At 68.2% G+C, this 14,354-nt stretch carries 17 protein-coding genes; 8 read left to right on the forward strand and 9 right to left on the reverse strand.

Annotated elements, in window-relative coordinates; all coding sequences use genetic code 11:
• The 8 genes from ABZX92_RS14750 to ABZX92_RS14785 all read right to left on the reverse strand — a co-directional run.
• On the reverse strand, positions 1-296 hold a 296-nt coding region (locus ABZX92_RS14750), incomplete at its 3' end, for a phospholipase A2 (protein ID WP_355558471.1).
• Positions 297-379: 83 nt separating this feature from the next.
• Positions 380-1,042, reverse strand: a complete 663-nt coding sequence (locus tag ABZX92_RS14755) for a nitroreductase family protein (RefSeq protein ID WP_355558474.1) — start codon at positions 1,040-1,042, stop codon at positions 380-382.
• Positions 1,039-2,196 carry a YcaO-like family protein gene (locus ABZX92_RS14760; protein ID WP_355558477.1) on the reverse strand — a complete coding sequence of 386 codons (1,158 nt, stop codon included), beginning with the start codon at positions 2,194-2,196 and terminating at the stop codon, positions 1,039-1,041. Before ABZX92_RS14760 ends, ABZX92_RS14755 begins: the two co-directional genes overlap by 4 nt.
• Positions 2,193-2,717 carry a hypothetical protein gene (locus ABZX92_RS14765; RefSeq protein ID WP_355558479.1) on the reverse strand — a complete coding sequence of 175 codons (525 nt, stop codon included), beginning with the start codon at positions 2,715-2,717 and terminating at the stop codon, positions 2,193-2,195. The genes ABZX92_RS14760 and ABZX92_RS14765 overlap by 4 nt, the downstream gene beginning before the upstream one ends.
• The gene (locus ABZX92_RS14770; RefSeq protein ID WP_355558482.1) at positions 2,692-3,483 is read right to left on the reverse strand and encodes a hypothetical protein; all 792 of its coding nucleotides are present in this window, start codon (positions 3,481-3,483) and stop codon (positions 2,692-2,694) included. Before ABZX92_RS14770 ends, ABZX92_RS14765 begins: the two co-directional genes overlap by 26 nt.
• Entirely contained in the window at positions 3,467-4,318 is an 852-nt protein-coding gene (locus ABZX92_RS14775; protein WP_355558485.1) for a MerR family transcriptional regulator, read from the reverse strand. The genes ABZX92_RS14770 and ABZX92_RS14775 overlap by 17 nt, the downstream gene beginning before the upstream one ends.
• Before the next feature lie 63 nt (positions 4,319-4,381).
• The gene (locus ABZX92_RS14780) at positions 4,382-4,882 is read right to left on the reverse strand and encodes an amino-acid N-acetyltransferase (RefSeq protein WP_355558488.1); all 501 of its coding nucleotides are present in this window, start codon (positions 4,880-4,882) and stop codon (positions 4,382-4,384) included.
• Positions 4,883-4,928: 46 nt separating this feature from the next.
• Positions 4,929-5,255, reverse strand: coding sequence for a hypothetical protein (locus ABZX92_RS14785; protein WP_355558491.1), 327 nt, complete (start codon positions 5,253-5,255; stop codon positions 4,929-4,931).
• A 220-nt stretch (positions 5,256-5,475) separates the two neighbouring features.
• Here ABZX92_RS14785 and rimO point away from each other — a divergent pair, with 220 nt between their 5' ends.
• The 8 genes from rimO to ABZX92_RS14825 all read left to right on the forward strand — a co-directional run bounded on the left by rimO (position 5,476) and on the right by ABZX92_RS14825 (position 13,396).
• Complete coding sequence (gene rimO / locus ABZX92_RS14790) at positions 5,476-6,894, forward strand: 30S ribosomal protein S12 methylthiotransferase RimO (RefSeq protein ID WP_355558494.1); 1,419 nt, start codon at positions 5,476-5,478, stop codon at positions 6,892-6,894.
• Entirely contained in the window at positions 6,891-7,469 is a 579-nt protein-coding gene (pgsA, locus tag ABZX92_RS14795) for a CDP-diacylglycerol--glycerol-3-phosphate 3-phosphatidyltransferase (protein ID WP_355558497.1), read from the forward strand. Before rimO ends, pgsA begins: the two co-directional genes overlap by 4 nt.
• Positions 7,466-7,942 (forward strand): CinA family protein, encoded by a 477-nt coding sequence (locus ABZX92_RS14800; RefSeq protein WP_355558500.1) that lies wholly within the window; start codon positions 7,466-7,468, stop codon positions 7,940-7,942. Before pgsA ends, ABZX92_RS14800 begins: the two co-directional genes overlap by 4 nt.
• A 105-nt stretch (positions 7,943-8,047) precedes the next feature.
• Positions 8,048-8,470, forward strand: coding sequence for a helix-turn-helix transcriptional regulator (locus ABZX92_RS14805; RefSeq protein WP_355558503.1), 423 nt, complete (start codon positions 8,048-8,050; stop codon positions 8,468-8,470).
• A gap of 408 nt (positions 8,471-8,878) precedes the next feature.
• Positions 8,879-9,730, forward strand: a complete 852-nt coding sequence (locus ABZX92_RS14810; RefSeq protein ID WP_355558506.1) for a PspA/IM30 family protein — start codon at positions 8,879-8,881, stop codon at positions 9,728-9,730.
• Positions 9,731-9,767: 37 nt separating this feature from the next.
• Positions 9,768-10,589, forward strand: a complete 822-nt coding sequence (locus ABZX92_RS14815; protein WP_355558509.1) for a hypothetical protein — start codon at positions 9,768-9,770, stop codon at positions 10,587-10,589.
• Positions 10,590-10,825: 236 nt separating this feature from the next.
• Complete coding sequence (locus ABZX92_RS14820; protein ID WP_355558512.1) at positions 10,826-12,010, forward strand: solute carrier family 23 protein; 1,185 nt, start codon at positions 10,826-10,828, stop codon at positions 12,008-12,010.
• A 171-nt stretch (positions 12,011-12,181) separates the two neighbouring features.
• The gene (locus ABZX92_RS14825) at positions 12,182-13,396 is read left to right on the forward strand and encodes a glycosyltransferase (protein WP_355558515.1); all 1,215 of its coding nucleotides are present in this window, start codon (positions 12,182-12,184) and stop codon (positions 13,394-13,396) included.
• Here ABZX92_RS14825 and ABZX92_RS14830 read toward each other — a convergent pair.
• Positions 13,377-14,354, reverse strand: coding sequence for a quinone-dependent dihydroorotate dehydrogenase (locus ABZX92_RS14830; RefSeq protein ID WP_355558518.1), 978 nt, complete (start codon positions 14,352-14,354; stop codon positions 13,377-13,379). The genes ABZX92_RS14825 and ABZX92_RS14830 overlap by 20 nt on opposite strands.

The following is a 14,354-nucleotide window of genomic DNA, read 5'->3' on the forward strand; positions in this document are numbered from 1 at the left end:
CTGAACCGCGACTGCCGCTTGTAGTTGCGATAGCCGAAGTCGTGTCGGTGGCAGGCCGGCAGGAACTTGAAGCCGAAGGGGTTGTCCGGCGAGTACGAGCAGCCGTCGGACGACCAGTCGAGCTGGTCGGCGTAGGGCTGTTGCGCGCGGATTGTGGTGAACTGGCTGAGGGTCTTCGAGAACAGGTAGTCGTCGGTCACCGCGGCGATGTCCACGGCGTGTGCCGGGGCACCCGTGAAGATCAGGGCCAAGGACGCGGCGGCACCCACGAATGCCGAGCGCAGGGTCTTCGACATGGCGAGCTCCTCGGAGTGTGAGCAGGGTCTCGCCAGTTGTAGCGGGTGATCGACTGGCCTAGGTAGACACGATCTGATGAACGTCAGGTGATCAGGTGGCCGCATGCGATCGCTGTGGCCACGCGAAGTTCGCGCGGTAGCCCGAGAGAGTGGAGCATTTCGTTGTCCGCTACTCCACCGAGCAGATAGCCACCCAGCTTCTGCTCCGCCAAACGGAGGCAAATGCTCTGCGCGGCGGCGCCGACCTCGATCAAGCCGAACCTGCCCGCGCGCTCGCCGTACTTCTCGAACGACTCGTTGTCTTTTAACACCAGCACGATCGCCAGTGGCGGCACTTCCGGTGTGCCGAGGATCGAGGCCAGGTCCGCTGGCGCCGGGCCGATGTCCTGCAACGCGTGCCGGGCGATGTCGTACCGAACGGCCCGGCCGTGGTGGAAGGCGTAGCAGCGCAACGGATGAAGCCCACCCGCGGACGGACAGCTGTTGTCGCCCAGCGCGCCGAGCACGTACCCGAGCTGCTTGTCCGTCAACGGTTTCGAAGCGAACTCGCGGGTGCTCCGGCGAGCCTGGAACAGCTTCTGCAGCCGGTCGGAGGGACGAGGTAGCGGCACCGGAGCGGACGGCAGCTCCAGCGGGTCGATCAACGGTGGCGCGGGACGGAAGTCGCGCAGCCGCTCGCCCAGCCGGAGCTGGTGCAGGGGCGAGAACCGGCTGGCGGCCCAGAAGTCGTCGAACAACGCGGTCACCCCAGCGGATGTGGTGCGGGATTGGGGAACACGCCCGGCGAGGCGTGCGGGTAGCGCCACGACAGCTCACGCGCGCGGCCGCCCAGGTGCGGCCAGCGGTGGTCGGAGTGCAGCGGCGCGAGGTCGGGGGACAGGACGCGGACGCAGTGCAGCCCCACGGCCGACAGCTCCGGCGTCGTCAGCTCCCGATACGCGAGCCGGATGCCGTGCGAGTCCAGCGCGTGCACCAGTTCCGTCAGCTCGGCGGCAGTGCCACGACCCGCCGCGTCGGCAGGCGGGTCCGTGGTGATGCCGGAGAACCACGGCAGCGCGTCCCACTCGGCGGCAGGCCGGGTGGCGTAGTAGGCCGCGTGCCTGTCGAAGTCGATGACGTCGACGATCGGCGAGGAGCCGTTGCGCGCCAGCCACACCTCGATGAACACCGTGCCCTGCACCCACTCCTCGTAGGCCTTCCGCAACGCGTCCGCCACGGTCGCCCGGCACGCCAGACCGAGCGTCGGCCGCGGACGACCGGAGATCGGCAGCGAACCGGCGACCGCGATCACCGGATGCGGGCTGTAGGCAGGCGTGAGGTCGAATGCCTGCGCGCCGTGCGGCAGGTCGGCGTCGAACCGTTGCGGTGCAATGGAATGCAACCAGGTCGTGGTGAACGCGTCGCGCTCGACCAGTTCCTGCGTGGCCCTCAGCAACGCGCTCGTGGAAGACGGCCCGGCCGCCAGCCCCGAGGACGTCGCCGGCAGCCCGTGAGACGCGTCGAGACCCACGAGCCCGGCAGGTACCCGGATCGGTTCGTTCCGGGGCAGGGTCCACGCCCGCGTGTACCGGGTGTCGACGTATCCCTTGCGGTAGCGGTAGTCGCCGCGGACGCGTTGCTCGACGGTGTGCAGGCTGAAGTGCTCCAGCGGCCAGCACTCGCCGTCGGTCACGATCTCGAGAGGCGCCCGCGCGGCAGCATGCCGTTCCAGCGCCTCGGCCACGGCCGCAACCCGTGAAGTCCCACCGGAAGTGCCACCGGTGACGAACGGCTCCGGCACCGCGGCCCAGCCCTCGATGTCCACATCGGACAGACTGTGCGGCACGGGATGTAGCTGCGACACCACACCCTGCCGCCACCCGACCGCGCGCTCGATCAGCGCCTCCGCGACGGTCTTCACCGCTTGGCCCGATAACGCCGGAGGAGCCAGTACCCGAAACCCAGCGCCGCGCCGGTGTAGGCCAGCGCCGCCAGTCCCGTGCCCCCGACCATGCCGAACGGCGCGTACATCGGCAGCACGACGAACGGCTCGAGGCACCACAACACGGCCCACCCGAGCAGTCGCCTCGTGCTGGCCCACGGCGTCGGTGACTTCGCCAGGAACCCGGCCGCGACGGCCCAGCCCAGCGCCGCCGCGGCGCCACCGACCCACCAGCCCCAGTGCAGGTCGAAGATCGCGCCCGACGTGACGAGCGGCAGCAGCACGACCAGCAGCGGGAACACCGCGGCCGGGAGCACGAGTGCGCTGCGCGGCTTCTCGAGCCCTTTGGTGTCCTCGTAGAGGGCTGCCGGGATGTGGACCGCCGCGCCGACCGAAGCGATCGCGCAACAGCAACAACAACAGCAACAGGTGGGCGTCGCGGCGTTCGCTGCGGCCGCACCGGGTGAGAACTGGTCAGGTAACCGGACTGCGGTGGTCAAGGTGGTCCCCCCAAGGCAACGCCACGCGCCCGACAGGGAGCGCGGGGCAGATCTCGCAGCCGGCGGCGGGCAGCACGCTCTCGCGGGTCGTCGTGAACTCGTCGAGGTTGACGGTCACGACCGCGTCGAGCAGCGCCAGCGAACCGCTGCGGATGTTCTGGATGGCTTGCAACGCAAGAGAAATCGGGAAATCCGAGGAGACGGCTCCCGGCTGCGGGGGAGGCGGCGGATCCCCCCACCGCCGCCCCGCCCGCACCGCGAGGCACGCCAGGCACGCGCCGGCGCCGGGCACCACGAAGGGCCCGATCGCGGCGGTGTGGTGGTACGCGAGGTCCAGCAACAGGTGCGGGACGGTGGTTTCGCGCGCCACCTCGACCAGGTCGACCAACGTGCCGGTGGTCCGCACAACGAGCACCAGGTCCGGATCGTCGCCCCGCGGCAACCGCTCCACCAGCCCGGCGGGCGCCTCACCGACGAACCGCGTGCCAACCCCCGAAGGCCGCGATGCCGGTGCGGGCAACCCCGCCGGGCGGAGAGCGCCCAGGGTCCTCAGCTGGGCCACGTGCCGGCGCACCGGTTCCCCCAACCGGCTTTCGTCGACCGTTCGAGCCACTCCCCTCAAAACTGGCTCGAACAGTCCCGCCAGCGCCACGGCCACCGCCCTGGGCAGGTCTGGAATCAGGTACGCGAGATCAGCTCCCGCGTACACGACAAGGCCTTCGTCACGAACTTGGGCGTGCCAGGCGGGATCAGCGACCAGACTCATCCTCGTCCCCCCTCGCCAGGAAGCACTCGATCTCCTGCTCGCTCGGCAGGTCGCCGGCCGGGTCGACGAGGTTCTCGGCGATCGGCGGCAACGGCTGCTCTGCCCACGCGGGCTGGAAGTCGGCGCTGGGCAGCAACCCGTGCCGCGACGCGAACTCCTCCGCCGCGTCCCGGATCGACTCGCGCAGCGTCCCCACCACCGCGGTCTCCGCCGTGTAGGTCAGCTCGACGAGCAGCGCCCGCACGTTCTCCAACTGGTTGTCGTCACCGGCCTTGCGCGCGAGCTCCGGCCAGAACTCGCGCTCGAACAACCGCACGAAGTCCGAAGCGATCGCGTCGGTCGCCGTGCGCAGGCGGGTGAAGCTGTCCATGACGTCATCGCTGGGCACCCTGAGGCCGGCGAGCCTGCCGCCCGCTTCGAGTGCCCAGCGACGCGCGTGCGGCCAGCCGTACTTCCACCGCACCAAGCCCAACCGCATAGCCCGGAGGAGGAGTCGCGGTTGGACGTCTCCCATCGGAATCAGGTGCTTGATGTCGCGCACCTTGATCCGAACCCAGTCGTCGGGCCCCTCGGTCTCGCCCATGCCGAGCACCGCGGCGACCGACTCGCCCTTCTCCCGTGCCGTGATCAGCTCGGCGATCGCGGGCAGCGAGAACCCCCGCTGCTGCAACCGCTGCACCAACGTCAACCGCTCGACGTGCGAGGCGTCGTAGAACGCCACGCGCCCCTGCCGTCTCGGCGCGTGCAGCACACCCTTCGTCTGGTACATGCGAATGGTGCTGCTGGGCAGGCCGATCCGGGCGGCGAGCTCGTCGATGGTCAGTGATTCGGGCACGGGTGTGATCCTGGCGTGCCCAGGTTCGTTGAGTCAAGACTCTTCGAGTAATTACTCGAAGAGTTACAGCTCCAGGAGCATCCGGCTGTTGCCGAGCGTGTTCGGCTTCACGTAGCTGAGGTCGAGGAACTCGGCGACGCCCTCGTCGACCGATCGCATGATCTCCTCGTAGACCTCGGGGCTCACCGGCGTGCCCTCGATCTCCACGAACCCGTGCTTGCCGAAGAACCGCGTCTCGAACGTGAGCACGAAGATGCGCTTGAGCTGCAGCTCCTTGGCGACGGCGACGAGCTGGGCCACGATCCGGTGACCGACGCCACGGCCGAGCGCCATGGGGGAGACGGCCACGCTTCGGATCTCGGCCAGGTCCTCCCACATCACGTGCAGGGCCCCGCAGCCGAGCAGCTCACCGTTCTCCTCGGCCACCCAGAACTCCTGGACCGCCTCGTACAACGTGACCAGGGGTTTGGCGAGCAGGACCTTGCCCGCGTACCCGTCGATCAGCGCCCTGATGGCGCGCACGTCACTGGTGCGGGCCCGCCGCACGACTACCCCACTGGTCACGAGGAACAAGTATGGGCCGGGGTCTCGTGAAGGCCGCAGCCAGAGGTCACGGTGGCGCTTCAGGAGTTTCGTCCGGTGCGCGATCGGTGGGCGGCGACTCGGGCAGCGAGAGCTCAGGAGCGTTCAGCAGCAGGCGGAGCATCTCGACACAGTGGTTGCGCTGCTCCTTGGACCGACTGCCGAGAGCGTGGTCGACGACCTTTTTCTCCAGTGCCGCACGGCGTCGGGCCGGAGCCGTACGCACCCAATCGCGAAGCACCAGCGTCAGTTCGACCCACACGCGCCGAGTGAGCAGCGCGGTCACAGCGACGAACACCGGTATCCCGTAACCGGACTTCAACCCCTCAACCAGCAGTTGTCCAAGATCCTGCACGTCTGCTCCCGCCTCAACGGCGCGGGAGCAGCGGTCATCGCCCTGCGGCGAGTGCGAACCTCCTCCCACGAACTGCCGAATCTGAAACCGATCTGTCGGCGAGATGTCCAGAGCAGCCGATCGTGACGCGTTATTCGCCAAGTGCACCCGTTCGCGTCGTCATCGCTATCTCAACGGCGCGATTCCAGCCTGAACACCTGGGCCGGTTACGCTGAGCACCGTGTCTTCTCCCACCACTCCGCGACGCGTGTCGCTGCTGACCCTGGGCTGTGCTCGCAACGAGGTCGACTCCGAGGAACTCGCCGGGCGCCTCGGCGAGGGCGGCTGGGAGCTGGTGGACGAGGGCGCCGACGCGGACGTCGTCGTCGTCAACACCTGCGGGTTCGTCGAGCAGGCCAAGAAGGACTCGGTCGACACGCTGCTCGCGGCGAGCGACACCGGTGCGAAGGTCGTCGCGGTCGGGTGCATGGCCGAGCGGTACGGCAAGGAGCTCGCGGACAGCCTGCCCGAGGCGGCCGCGGTCCTGGGCTTCGACCAGTACAACGACCTGGCCGAGCGCCTCAACGACGTGTTGCACGGCAAGCAGATCGAGTCGCACGTGCCGGTGGACCGCCGCACGCTGCTGCCGATCACGCCGGTCAAGCGCCAGGAGGCCAAGGACGGCGTCCAGGTACCGGGCCACGGCTGGGGTCCCACCAAGGTCCAGCGCAAGCGCCTCGACGACGCCCCGGTGGCCCCGCTGAAGATCGCGAGCGGGTGCGACCGCCGGTGCAGCTTCTGCGCCATCCCGAGCTTCCGCGGCGCGTTCGTGTCGCGGCACCCGGACGAGATCGTCTCCGAGGCCATGTGGCTCGCCGAGAACGGCGTCAAGGAGCTGTTCCTCGTCAGCGAGAACAGCACCAGCTACGGCAAGGACCTGCCGCGCGAGCAGGGCGCCCTGGAGCAGCTGCTGCCGCGGCTCGCGTCCATCCCGAACATCGAGCGCGTGCGCGTGAGCTACCTGCAGCCCGCCGAGACCAAGCCGAGCCTCGTCGCCGCCATCGCGAAGACCGACAAGGTCGCGAACTACTTCGACATGTCGTTCCAGCACTCCAGCGAGAACGTGCTGCGCCGCATGCGCCGGTTCGGTGACACGGACAGCTTCCTCAAGCTCGTGTGGCAGATCCGCGAGCACGCGCCCGAGGCCGGCATCCGCAGCAACTTCATCGTGGGCTTCCCCGGCGAGACCGAGGAGGACCTGAAGGAGCTGGAGCGGTTCCTGACCGAGGCGCGGCTCGACGCGGTCGGCATCTTCGGCTACTCCGACGAGGACGGCACCGAGGCCGAGAACCTCGACGGCAAGCTCGACACGGACACCATCGCGGAACGCGTGCAGCGGATCGGCAACCTCGTCGAGGAGCTGACCAGCCAGCGCGCCGAGGACCGGGTGGGCACCGAGGTCGTCGTGCTGATCGAGCACGAGGAGGACGAGGAGAGCGACTGCGTCGGCCGGGCCGAGCACCAGGCGCCCGAGGTCGACGGCGAGTGCATCGTGCTCGAAGGCGAGGACCTCAAGCGCGGTGACTTCGTGCGCTGCCGCGTCGTGGACTCCGAGGGCGTTGACCTCGTGGTCGAGGTGGTCGAGGTGCTGGGGACATGACAGAGGCCAGGAAGGTCCCGCTGCTCAACGTCGCCAACATCCTCACGATGGCGCGGATGGCACTGGTTCCGGTCTTCCTGCTCTCGTTGTTCGCGGCGGGCGGCTTCGACACCACGTGGCGGCTCATCGCGTTCGGGATCTTCGCCGTCGCGAGCTTCACCGACCACATCGACGGCACGCTCGCCCGCAAGCACGGGCTGATCACCGACTTCGGCAAGATCGCCGACCCGATCGCGGACAAGGCGCTCACCGGGTCCGCGCTGGTCGGGCTGAGCATCCTCGACGTGCTGCCGTGGTGGATCACGATCGTCATCGCCGTGCGCGAGGTGGGCGTGACGCTGCTGCGGTTCTGGGTGATCCGCTACGGCGTCATCCCGGCGAGCCGCGGCGGCAAGGCCAAGACGCTGGCGCAGGTCATCGCCATCGGGCTGTTCCTGCTCCCGCAGAACGACGTGATCGCGATCATCGCCTGGGTGATCATGGCGGCCGCGCTCGTCCTGACGATCGCCACGGGAATCGATTACGTCATCCGCGCGTTCAAGTTGAAAGCCCGCGCGGGTAGGGCGGTGGCGTGACGAACGTCGTCGAACTGCTGAAGGCTCGTGGGCAGACCGTCGCCACCGCCGAGTCGCTGACCGCGGGTCTGCTGTGCGCGACGATCGTCGACACACCGGGGGCGAGTGCCGTGGTCCGCGGTGGGTTGATCGTCTACGCCACGGAGCTCAAGCACGAGCTCGCCGGTGTGGATCAGCGGTTGCTCGACGAGCACGGTGCGGTGCACCCCGACGTTGCGATCCAACTGGCCGAGGGAGCCCGGAACCGGTGCAAATCGGACTGGGGGATCGGACTGACGGGCGTGGCCGGCCCGGATCCGCAGGACGGAGTGGCTCCAGGAACGGTCCACATCGGCTTGAGCGGGCCTGGAGTGTCCACAGTGCGGACTATCACGATGAGTGGCGACCGCACAGCGGTCCGTTCGGTTTCCGTGGAGAAAGCGCTGGTCCTGCTGTCGGAATACCTGCTGATGACCGGGGACGGGAACAAATGATGACTCCGCGTTCGTTCGCCCTTGGCGGACGTGTTCGGAAGTCACTGCCCGTTGTCGGTGTCGATCGGTAACGTAGGGACACGGCCGGCCGGAAGGAGGCGCGCGATGACCGTGCTGCTACGCGAGGCGATCGGTGATCGACTTCGCCATGCCCGCACCAACCAACGCCGCACGCTGCGCGAGGTCTCTCGGACCGCCCGCGTGAGCCTGGGGTACCTGTCCGAGGTGGAGCGCGGCCGCAAAGAGGCGTCCAGCGAGCTCCTCGCGGCCATTTGTGACGCGTTAGAACTGCCCTTGTCCGAGTTGCTGCACCACGTCGCCTCCGACATCGGCGCCGTCTCGCAGACGCCGGACACGGTTCCTGACACCGTCCCGGACGGGCGATCGGATCGCGGGAAGCTGGAGGGCGGCCGCGTGCTGCCGACCACGCTCTCGGACGACCTGTCCGACCTGCGCCTGCAGCCGATGCTCAGTCACAGGCTCACGAGCAAGATCGGCAAGACCCCGAAGGCCGTAGTAGCGGCTTGATCCCATGTCATCCACGGCCCCGCACGCCATCCGGCGAGCGGGGCCGCCTGCATTCACCCGTTCGGGTTGGCACGCGGGGCCCTTGCGTTTGCTCCTGCCGAACGAAAGGTCCCCGCGTGGCGTTGTGGGCCCCGCCACGTGACGGTCTGCAACAAGAGCGGGCGCTCGGACGTTCATCAGGCAACGACGGCAGCGGGCTGAACGCCAGGCAACGGGTTGGCCACAGCACGCTGGGTCACCGCGTCCCAGGACGCGGGTGCGGGCAGGATTGGCGCGTCGGCAGGCGTGTACTCCTAAGTCCCGGGGAGGGTCGGGGTAATCCCGGATATCTCCCCAGGTTGGTGGAACCGCCGACGCACAATTGAGACGATGGATCCAACACCGGCACCGAGAAGGCAGGCGTAGGAGATGGCCAGTCCGTTCGTGAAGTTCTGGAAGTACCTCATGGCTTCGTTCTCGTCGAAGATCGACGAGCACGCTGACCCGAAGGTGCAGATCCAGCAGGCCATCGAGGAGGCGCAGCGTCAGCACCAGGCGCTTTCTCAGCAGGCGGCAGCCGTGATCGGCAACCAGCGGCAGCTGGAGATGAAGCTGAACCGGCAGCTCGGCGACGTCGAGAAGCTGCAGGCCTCCGCTCGTCAGGCGCTCGTGCTGGCCGACGAGGCGCGCTCCAAGGGCGATGAGCAGAAGGCGACGCAGTTCGAGAACGCCGCGCAGGGCTTCGCCACCCAGCTCGTCACCGCCGAGCAGGGCATTGAAGACCTCAAGACGTTGCACGACCAGTCGCTGCAGGCCGCCGCACAGGCCAAGCAGGCCGTCGAGCGCAACTCGATGATGCTGCAGCAGAAGCTCGCCGAGCGCACCAAGCTGCTCAGCCAGCTGGAGCAGGCGAAGATGCAGGAGCAGGTCTCCGCGTCGCTGAACCAGATGAGCGAGCTCGCGGCGCCGGGCAACGTGCCGTCGCTGGAAGAGGTTCGCGACAAGATCGAGAAGCGCTACTCGACCGCGCTCGGATCGGCGGAGCTCGCCCAGAACTCGGTTCAGGGCCGGATGCTCGAGGTGCAGGCCTCGACCACGCAGCTCGCGGGTTCGTCGCGGCTGGAGCAGATCCGCGCGTCCATGCACGGTGGTGCGTCCAGCACGCCGCCGCAGGTCACCGCGGGCAACAGCGCCGCCGCGCAGATCCAGGCCGAGATCGCACAGCGCGTCCAGCAGGAGCAGAAGACCACGCAGCAGCAGGTGCCGCCCGCTCAGCACTGATCGCTGACGGCGTCGCAGGAGGAGTCAGCAGGTGATCATGGAGCCCTGGAGAAACCGTCCCAACAACGAGATCGTCCGCAAGGTCGTCAACGAGTTGGGTGCGTCGCTCCAGGGCCACCCGCTGGCCGAACAGGCGCGCTATCGCCTGCAGAAGTGGAACGACCCGCGTGCCAAGCTGGAACGCAAGCGCAAGCGCACCAACGCCGTGCTCACGTTCTGGCTGGCGCTGATCACGATCTTCGGCACGCTGGCCGTGTTCGGATTCACCGGCGTGCTCGGCACGTGGGCCACCGTCACCGGCACGATCGGTGCCGCGCTGCCCGGCCTGCTCGCCGTCCGCAGCGGGTTCAAGCTGCGTGAGCTCAAGGGCGCGAAGCAACGGCTGGAGCTGACGCCACCGCCGGCCGTCCGGCCGCCGCTGCCCGCGCACATCTCCGCCGCACGCGTCCCGATGGAGAAGCTCCACGGGGCCGAGGACGCGATGCACGAGCTGCTGCGTCAGCTCGACTCGCCGATGCTCACGTCGATGCCGACGGAGTCCGTCCAGCACGCCCGCCAGACGGCCCAGGAGGCCTCTGCGGCCATCCGTTCGGTGTCCGCGCAGCTCCAGGCCGTCGAACGCGCCAGGAACACCGCACCGCCGCTGGAGCGCGCACCGTTGGTCGAGGGCGTGCGCGTGCTCAGGGTCCAACTGGCGGACGGCGTGGACCGCTACTGTTCGCTGGTGGCGGCCGCCGGTCAGGCGCTGGCGGCGAGCACCGCGTTCCAGGATCCGCGCGAGGTGCTCGACGACGCCACCGACCACATGGCCGGTCTCGCGTCTGCGATGCGAGACGTGTCAGGCTATTCAGCGTACTGACTGTGACGTTCTGTGATCGCATGCGCCTATTCGGCGAGTCTCTCTGGAGATCTTTAGGCGAATCGTGTGATTATCAGACCGTTATCTAGCCGTAGCCACTACATGGCGTGGCAGGATTCCGGGGCCGGTCTGCGGGAAGTCCGGCTGGGTTGCCGGGAGGCAGTGCGTTGGCGTTGTGGACCGTGCACGGGGACGGTCGGATCACCGACAGTGAAACCGTCGCGCCAGAAGAACGGGTGAGCTGGCCGCTCACCATCGGGTTCGGAGTGCAGCATCTGGTCGCCATGTTCGGCGCGACGGTGCTCGTGCCCACCGCCACCGGTCTTCCTGTCGCCACGACCCTGCTGTTCTCCGGCCTGGGCACCCTGCTGTTCTTGGTGATCACCAAGAACCGCGTCCCGAGCTACCTGGGCTCGTCCTTCGCCTTCGTGGCGCCGCTCGTCGCCGCTCGGGAACAGGGCACCGCCGCCCAGCTCGGCGGAGTGGTCGCCGCGGGCCTGCTGGTGATCGTTGTCGGCATCGCGGTCAAGGCGCTGGGCGTGCGGCTGCTGGAGTCGGTCATGCCGCCGGTCGTCTCCGGCGCCGTCGTGATCATCATCGGCCTGAACCTCTCGCACCAGGCCACCTCGAACTTCGCCGCGCAGCCCGTGCTGGCCGCCATCACGACCGCGGTGATCCTGCTGGCCGGCGTGCTGGGCAGGGGCCTGCTCTACCGGTTCTCGATCCTGGTGGGCTTCGTGGGCGTCTGGGTGGGCGGCGTGGTGTTCGGCGCCGTCCCGGCGGAGAAGTTCGCGGAACTGCGCGACGCGGCCTGGGTGGGCCTGCCGCAGCTGCACCAGCCCGAGCTGCGGCCGTCCGTCGTGCTGCTGATGCTGCCGGTGGTGATCGTGCTGGTCGCCGAGGTCGTGGGCCACGTGAAGGCCGTGGCGGCGCTGACGGGCCGCAACCTGGACGGCAGCGCCGGTGACGCGATCATCGCGAACGGGCTGTCCACGGCGCTCTCCGGGCTCGGCGGGGGTGTGGGGACGACGACGTACTCCGAGAACATCGGCGTGATGGCCGTGACGCGCGTGTACACCACCGCGGCGTTCGCGTTCGCCGGTGTGTTCGCGGCGGCGCTGGCGTTCTCCCCGAAGGCCATCGCGTTGTTCGGCACCATCCCGCCGGGTGTGCTGGGCGGCTGCACGTTGATCCTCTACGGCCTGATCGTGCTCATCGGCGTGCGGATCTGGATGGACCGCGGTGTCGACCTGACGAACCCGGCGAACGCGATGGTCGGCGGCGCGGCGCTGGTGGCCGGCGTCGGCGACCTGACGATCGAGATCGGCGACCTGTCGATGGGCGGCATGGTGTGGGGCTCGCTGCTCGTCGTGATCCTGCATCCGGTGATGCGCTGGCTCAGGGCTGCACGGCGTAACTAGCCTTTACACCTTTGTGTGGTTTTCGTCCCTCCACTTCGGACCGATCCTGCTTCCGGTCCACGGAGGGAGTTCCGACATGGTTGCCGCGTACTACGTGGTGTTGTTCTTGGCCTGCGCCATAATCGCGGGCAGTCTGCTCGCGTCCCGCATCCTGCTGCTGCGCCACCGCCGATGACTTCGCTGGTGTGGCTCATGGTGCCGCTGGCGATGATCGGCGTGGTGCGGGTGTGCGTCGTTCTGGTGGCGGCCGACCTCTACGACCTGTCGTTGCACCGCTCGCGCCCGTTGCCCTACGCGCCAACGGTGTGGGTGGTCATTCCGGCCTACAACGAAGAGCTGTGCGTCGCTCGTGCGGTTCAGTCCGTTTTGGACAGTTCGTACGATGATGTTCGGGTGATCGTCGTCGACGACGGTTCGACTGACCGCACCGTCGAGGTGCTCGCCGGGTTCGGGCCGCGTGTTCGTGTTGTCTCACAACCGAACGCGGGCAAGGCGGCGGCGATCAACACGGGCATGCGGTTGGTCGGCGACGGGCTCGTGATGGTGCTGGACGCCGACTCGACGTTGTCGGTGTCCGCGGTTTCCCGGATGGTCGCGCACTTCGCGGACCCGTTGGTGCTCGCGGCCGCGGCGAACGTGAAGATCTGCGGGCAGCGCGGTGTGCTGGGGTGGGTGCAGCGGCTGGAGTACGCGGTGGTGCACCGGCTGAAGCAGGGCTACACGGTGTTCAACTGCGAGTACGTGATCGGCGGGGTCGGTTCGATGTTCCGCACCTCGATCGTGCGCGCGTGCGGGTACTTCGACACCGACACGATGACCGAGGACATCGACTTCTCGATGAAGATCCTCTCCCTGCGCGGCAACTTCGACTGGCGCATCATCTTCGCCGCCGACGCCATCGCGTACACCCAGGCCGTGCCGTCGTTCCGCGGTCTGCTGCGCCAGCGGTTCCGGTGGAAATTCGGCCGCCTGCAAGCGTTCTACAAGCACCGCTCGCTGTTCTTCGGCACTTCCTGCTCGCGCCTTCTCTCGTGGCTGCACTTGCCATACACGGCTGCAGGGGAGGTTCTCGTGCTGTTCGAGCCCCTCTTCGTGTACGTCGTCGTCAGCGCAACGTTCCAGACGGGGTGGTTCACCGGCATCCTGCTGCTGTGTGCGGTGTACACGGGCGTCGCGTTCTTCACGATTGTGGGCGACCTGACCGAGCCGTGGCCGTCCAAGCTCCGGTTGCTGTCGTTGGCGCCGTTCGCATACCCGCTGCTGATGGTGATCGTGTTCGTCGACTTCGTCGCCGTGCTGCGCTCGTTGCTGACCGTGCTGCGCGGCTACCGTCCGGTCGGCCGCTGGGAGCATGTCGAGCGCACACTCACTTCAGTGCCCGGTTGATCTGGCTGACGAGCCCCGGTCCTTCGTAGATGAACCCGGTGTAGATCTGCACGAGGCTCGCGCCGGCGTCGATCATGCGCTTGGCGTCGTCGGCGGTCGCGATGCCGCCGACGCCGATCACGGGCAGCTCGCTGTTCTTCGTGATGAACCGGACCACGTCGTTCGCGCGCTGGGTGAGTGGTTTGCCGCTGAGGCCGCCGGTCTCGGTCTTGTGGGCGCTGGTGAGGCCCTCACGGCTGAGGGTGGTGTTCGTGGCGATGAGGCCCTTGATGCCGTTGTCCAGGCACACCTGGATGACCTCTTCGATCGCGTCGTCGGCGAGGTCCGGCGCGATCTTGACCAGCATCGGCTTGTCGGTGGCTCGCGTCAGTTCTTGGACGAGCTCGGTGAGGGCGCCCTTGTCCTGGAGACTGCGCAGGCCGGGCGTGTTGGGCGAACTGACGTTGATCGCGTAGTAGTCGCCGTGATCCTTGAGCGCGTTCAGCGAGTTCAGGTAGTCCTGGACGGCTTCGGTCACGGGCGTGATCTTGGACTTGCCGAGGCTGATGCCGAGCGGGGCCTTCAGCGTGGTCTTGTCGAGCTTCTGGGCGAGCGCCTGCGCACCGGCGTTGTTGAAGCCCATCCGGTTGATGATCGCCTCGTCCTCGCGGAGCCGGAAGAGGCGCGGCTTCGGGTTGCCCGGCTGCGCGTGCCACGTGACCGTGCCGACCTCGACGAACCCGAACCCGAGCGCGGCCCACGCGGGCAGCGCTCGGCCGTCCTTGTCGAGCCCGGCAGCGAGCCCGACGGGGTTGGGGAACCGGATGCCGAACACGGTGCGCGGGTTGTTCTGGTTGCGCGCGAACCTCGCCAACGGGCTCAGCTTCGCCATGACGTCGAGCGTGGTCTCGTGGACCCGCTCCGCGTCGCCGCCGTGCATCCCGAACAACGCCCTGCGAACCACCTGCTTGTAGACCAC

Origin of the sequence: Lentzea sp. NPDC006480, assembly GCF_040611995.1 — a bacterium.
Classification (GTDB): Bacteria; Actinomycetota; Actinomycetes; order Mycobacteriales; family Pseudonocardiaceae; genus Lentzea.

What these genes read in the sequence shown, in the direction of transcription:
- ABZX92_RS14770 (WP_355558482.1), bottom strand. Translation starts at nt 3,483, where the DNA reads ATGAGTCTGGTCGCTGATCCCGCCTGGCACGCCCAAGTTCGTGACGAA.
- pgsA (WP_355558497.1), top strand. Translation starts at nt 6,891, where the DNA reads ATGACAGAGGCCAGGAAGGTCCCGCTGCTCAACGTCGCCAACATCCTC.
- ABZX92_RS14805 (WP_355558503.1), top strand. Translation starts at nt 8,048, where the DNA reads ATGACCGTGCTGCTACGCGAGGCGATCGGTGATCGACTTCGCCATGCC.
- ABZX92_RS14810 (WP_355558506.1), top strand. Translation starts at nt 8,879, where the DNA reads ATGGCCAGTCCGTTCGTGAAGTTCTGGAAGTACCTCATGGCTTCGTTC.
- ABZX92_RS14815 (WP_355558509.1), top strand. Translation starts at nt 9,768, where the DNA reads ATGGAGCCCTGGAGAAACCGTCCCAACAACGAGATCGTCCGCAAGGTC.
- ABZX92_RS14825 (WP_355558515.1), top strand. Translation starts at nt 12,182, where the DNA reads ATGACTTCGCTGGTGTGGCTCATGGTGCCGCTGGCGATGATCGGCGTG.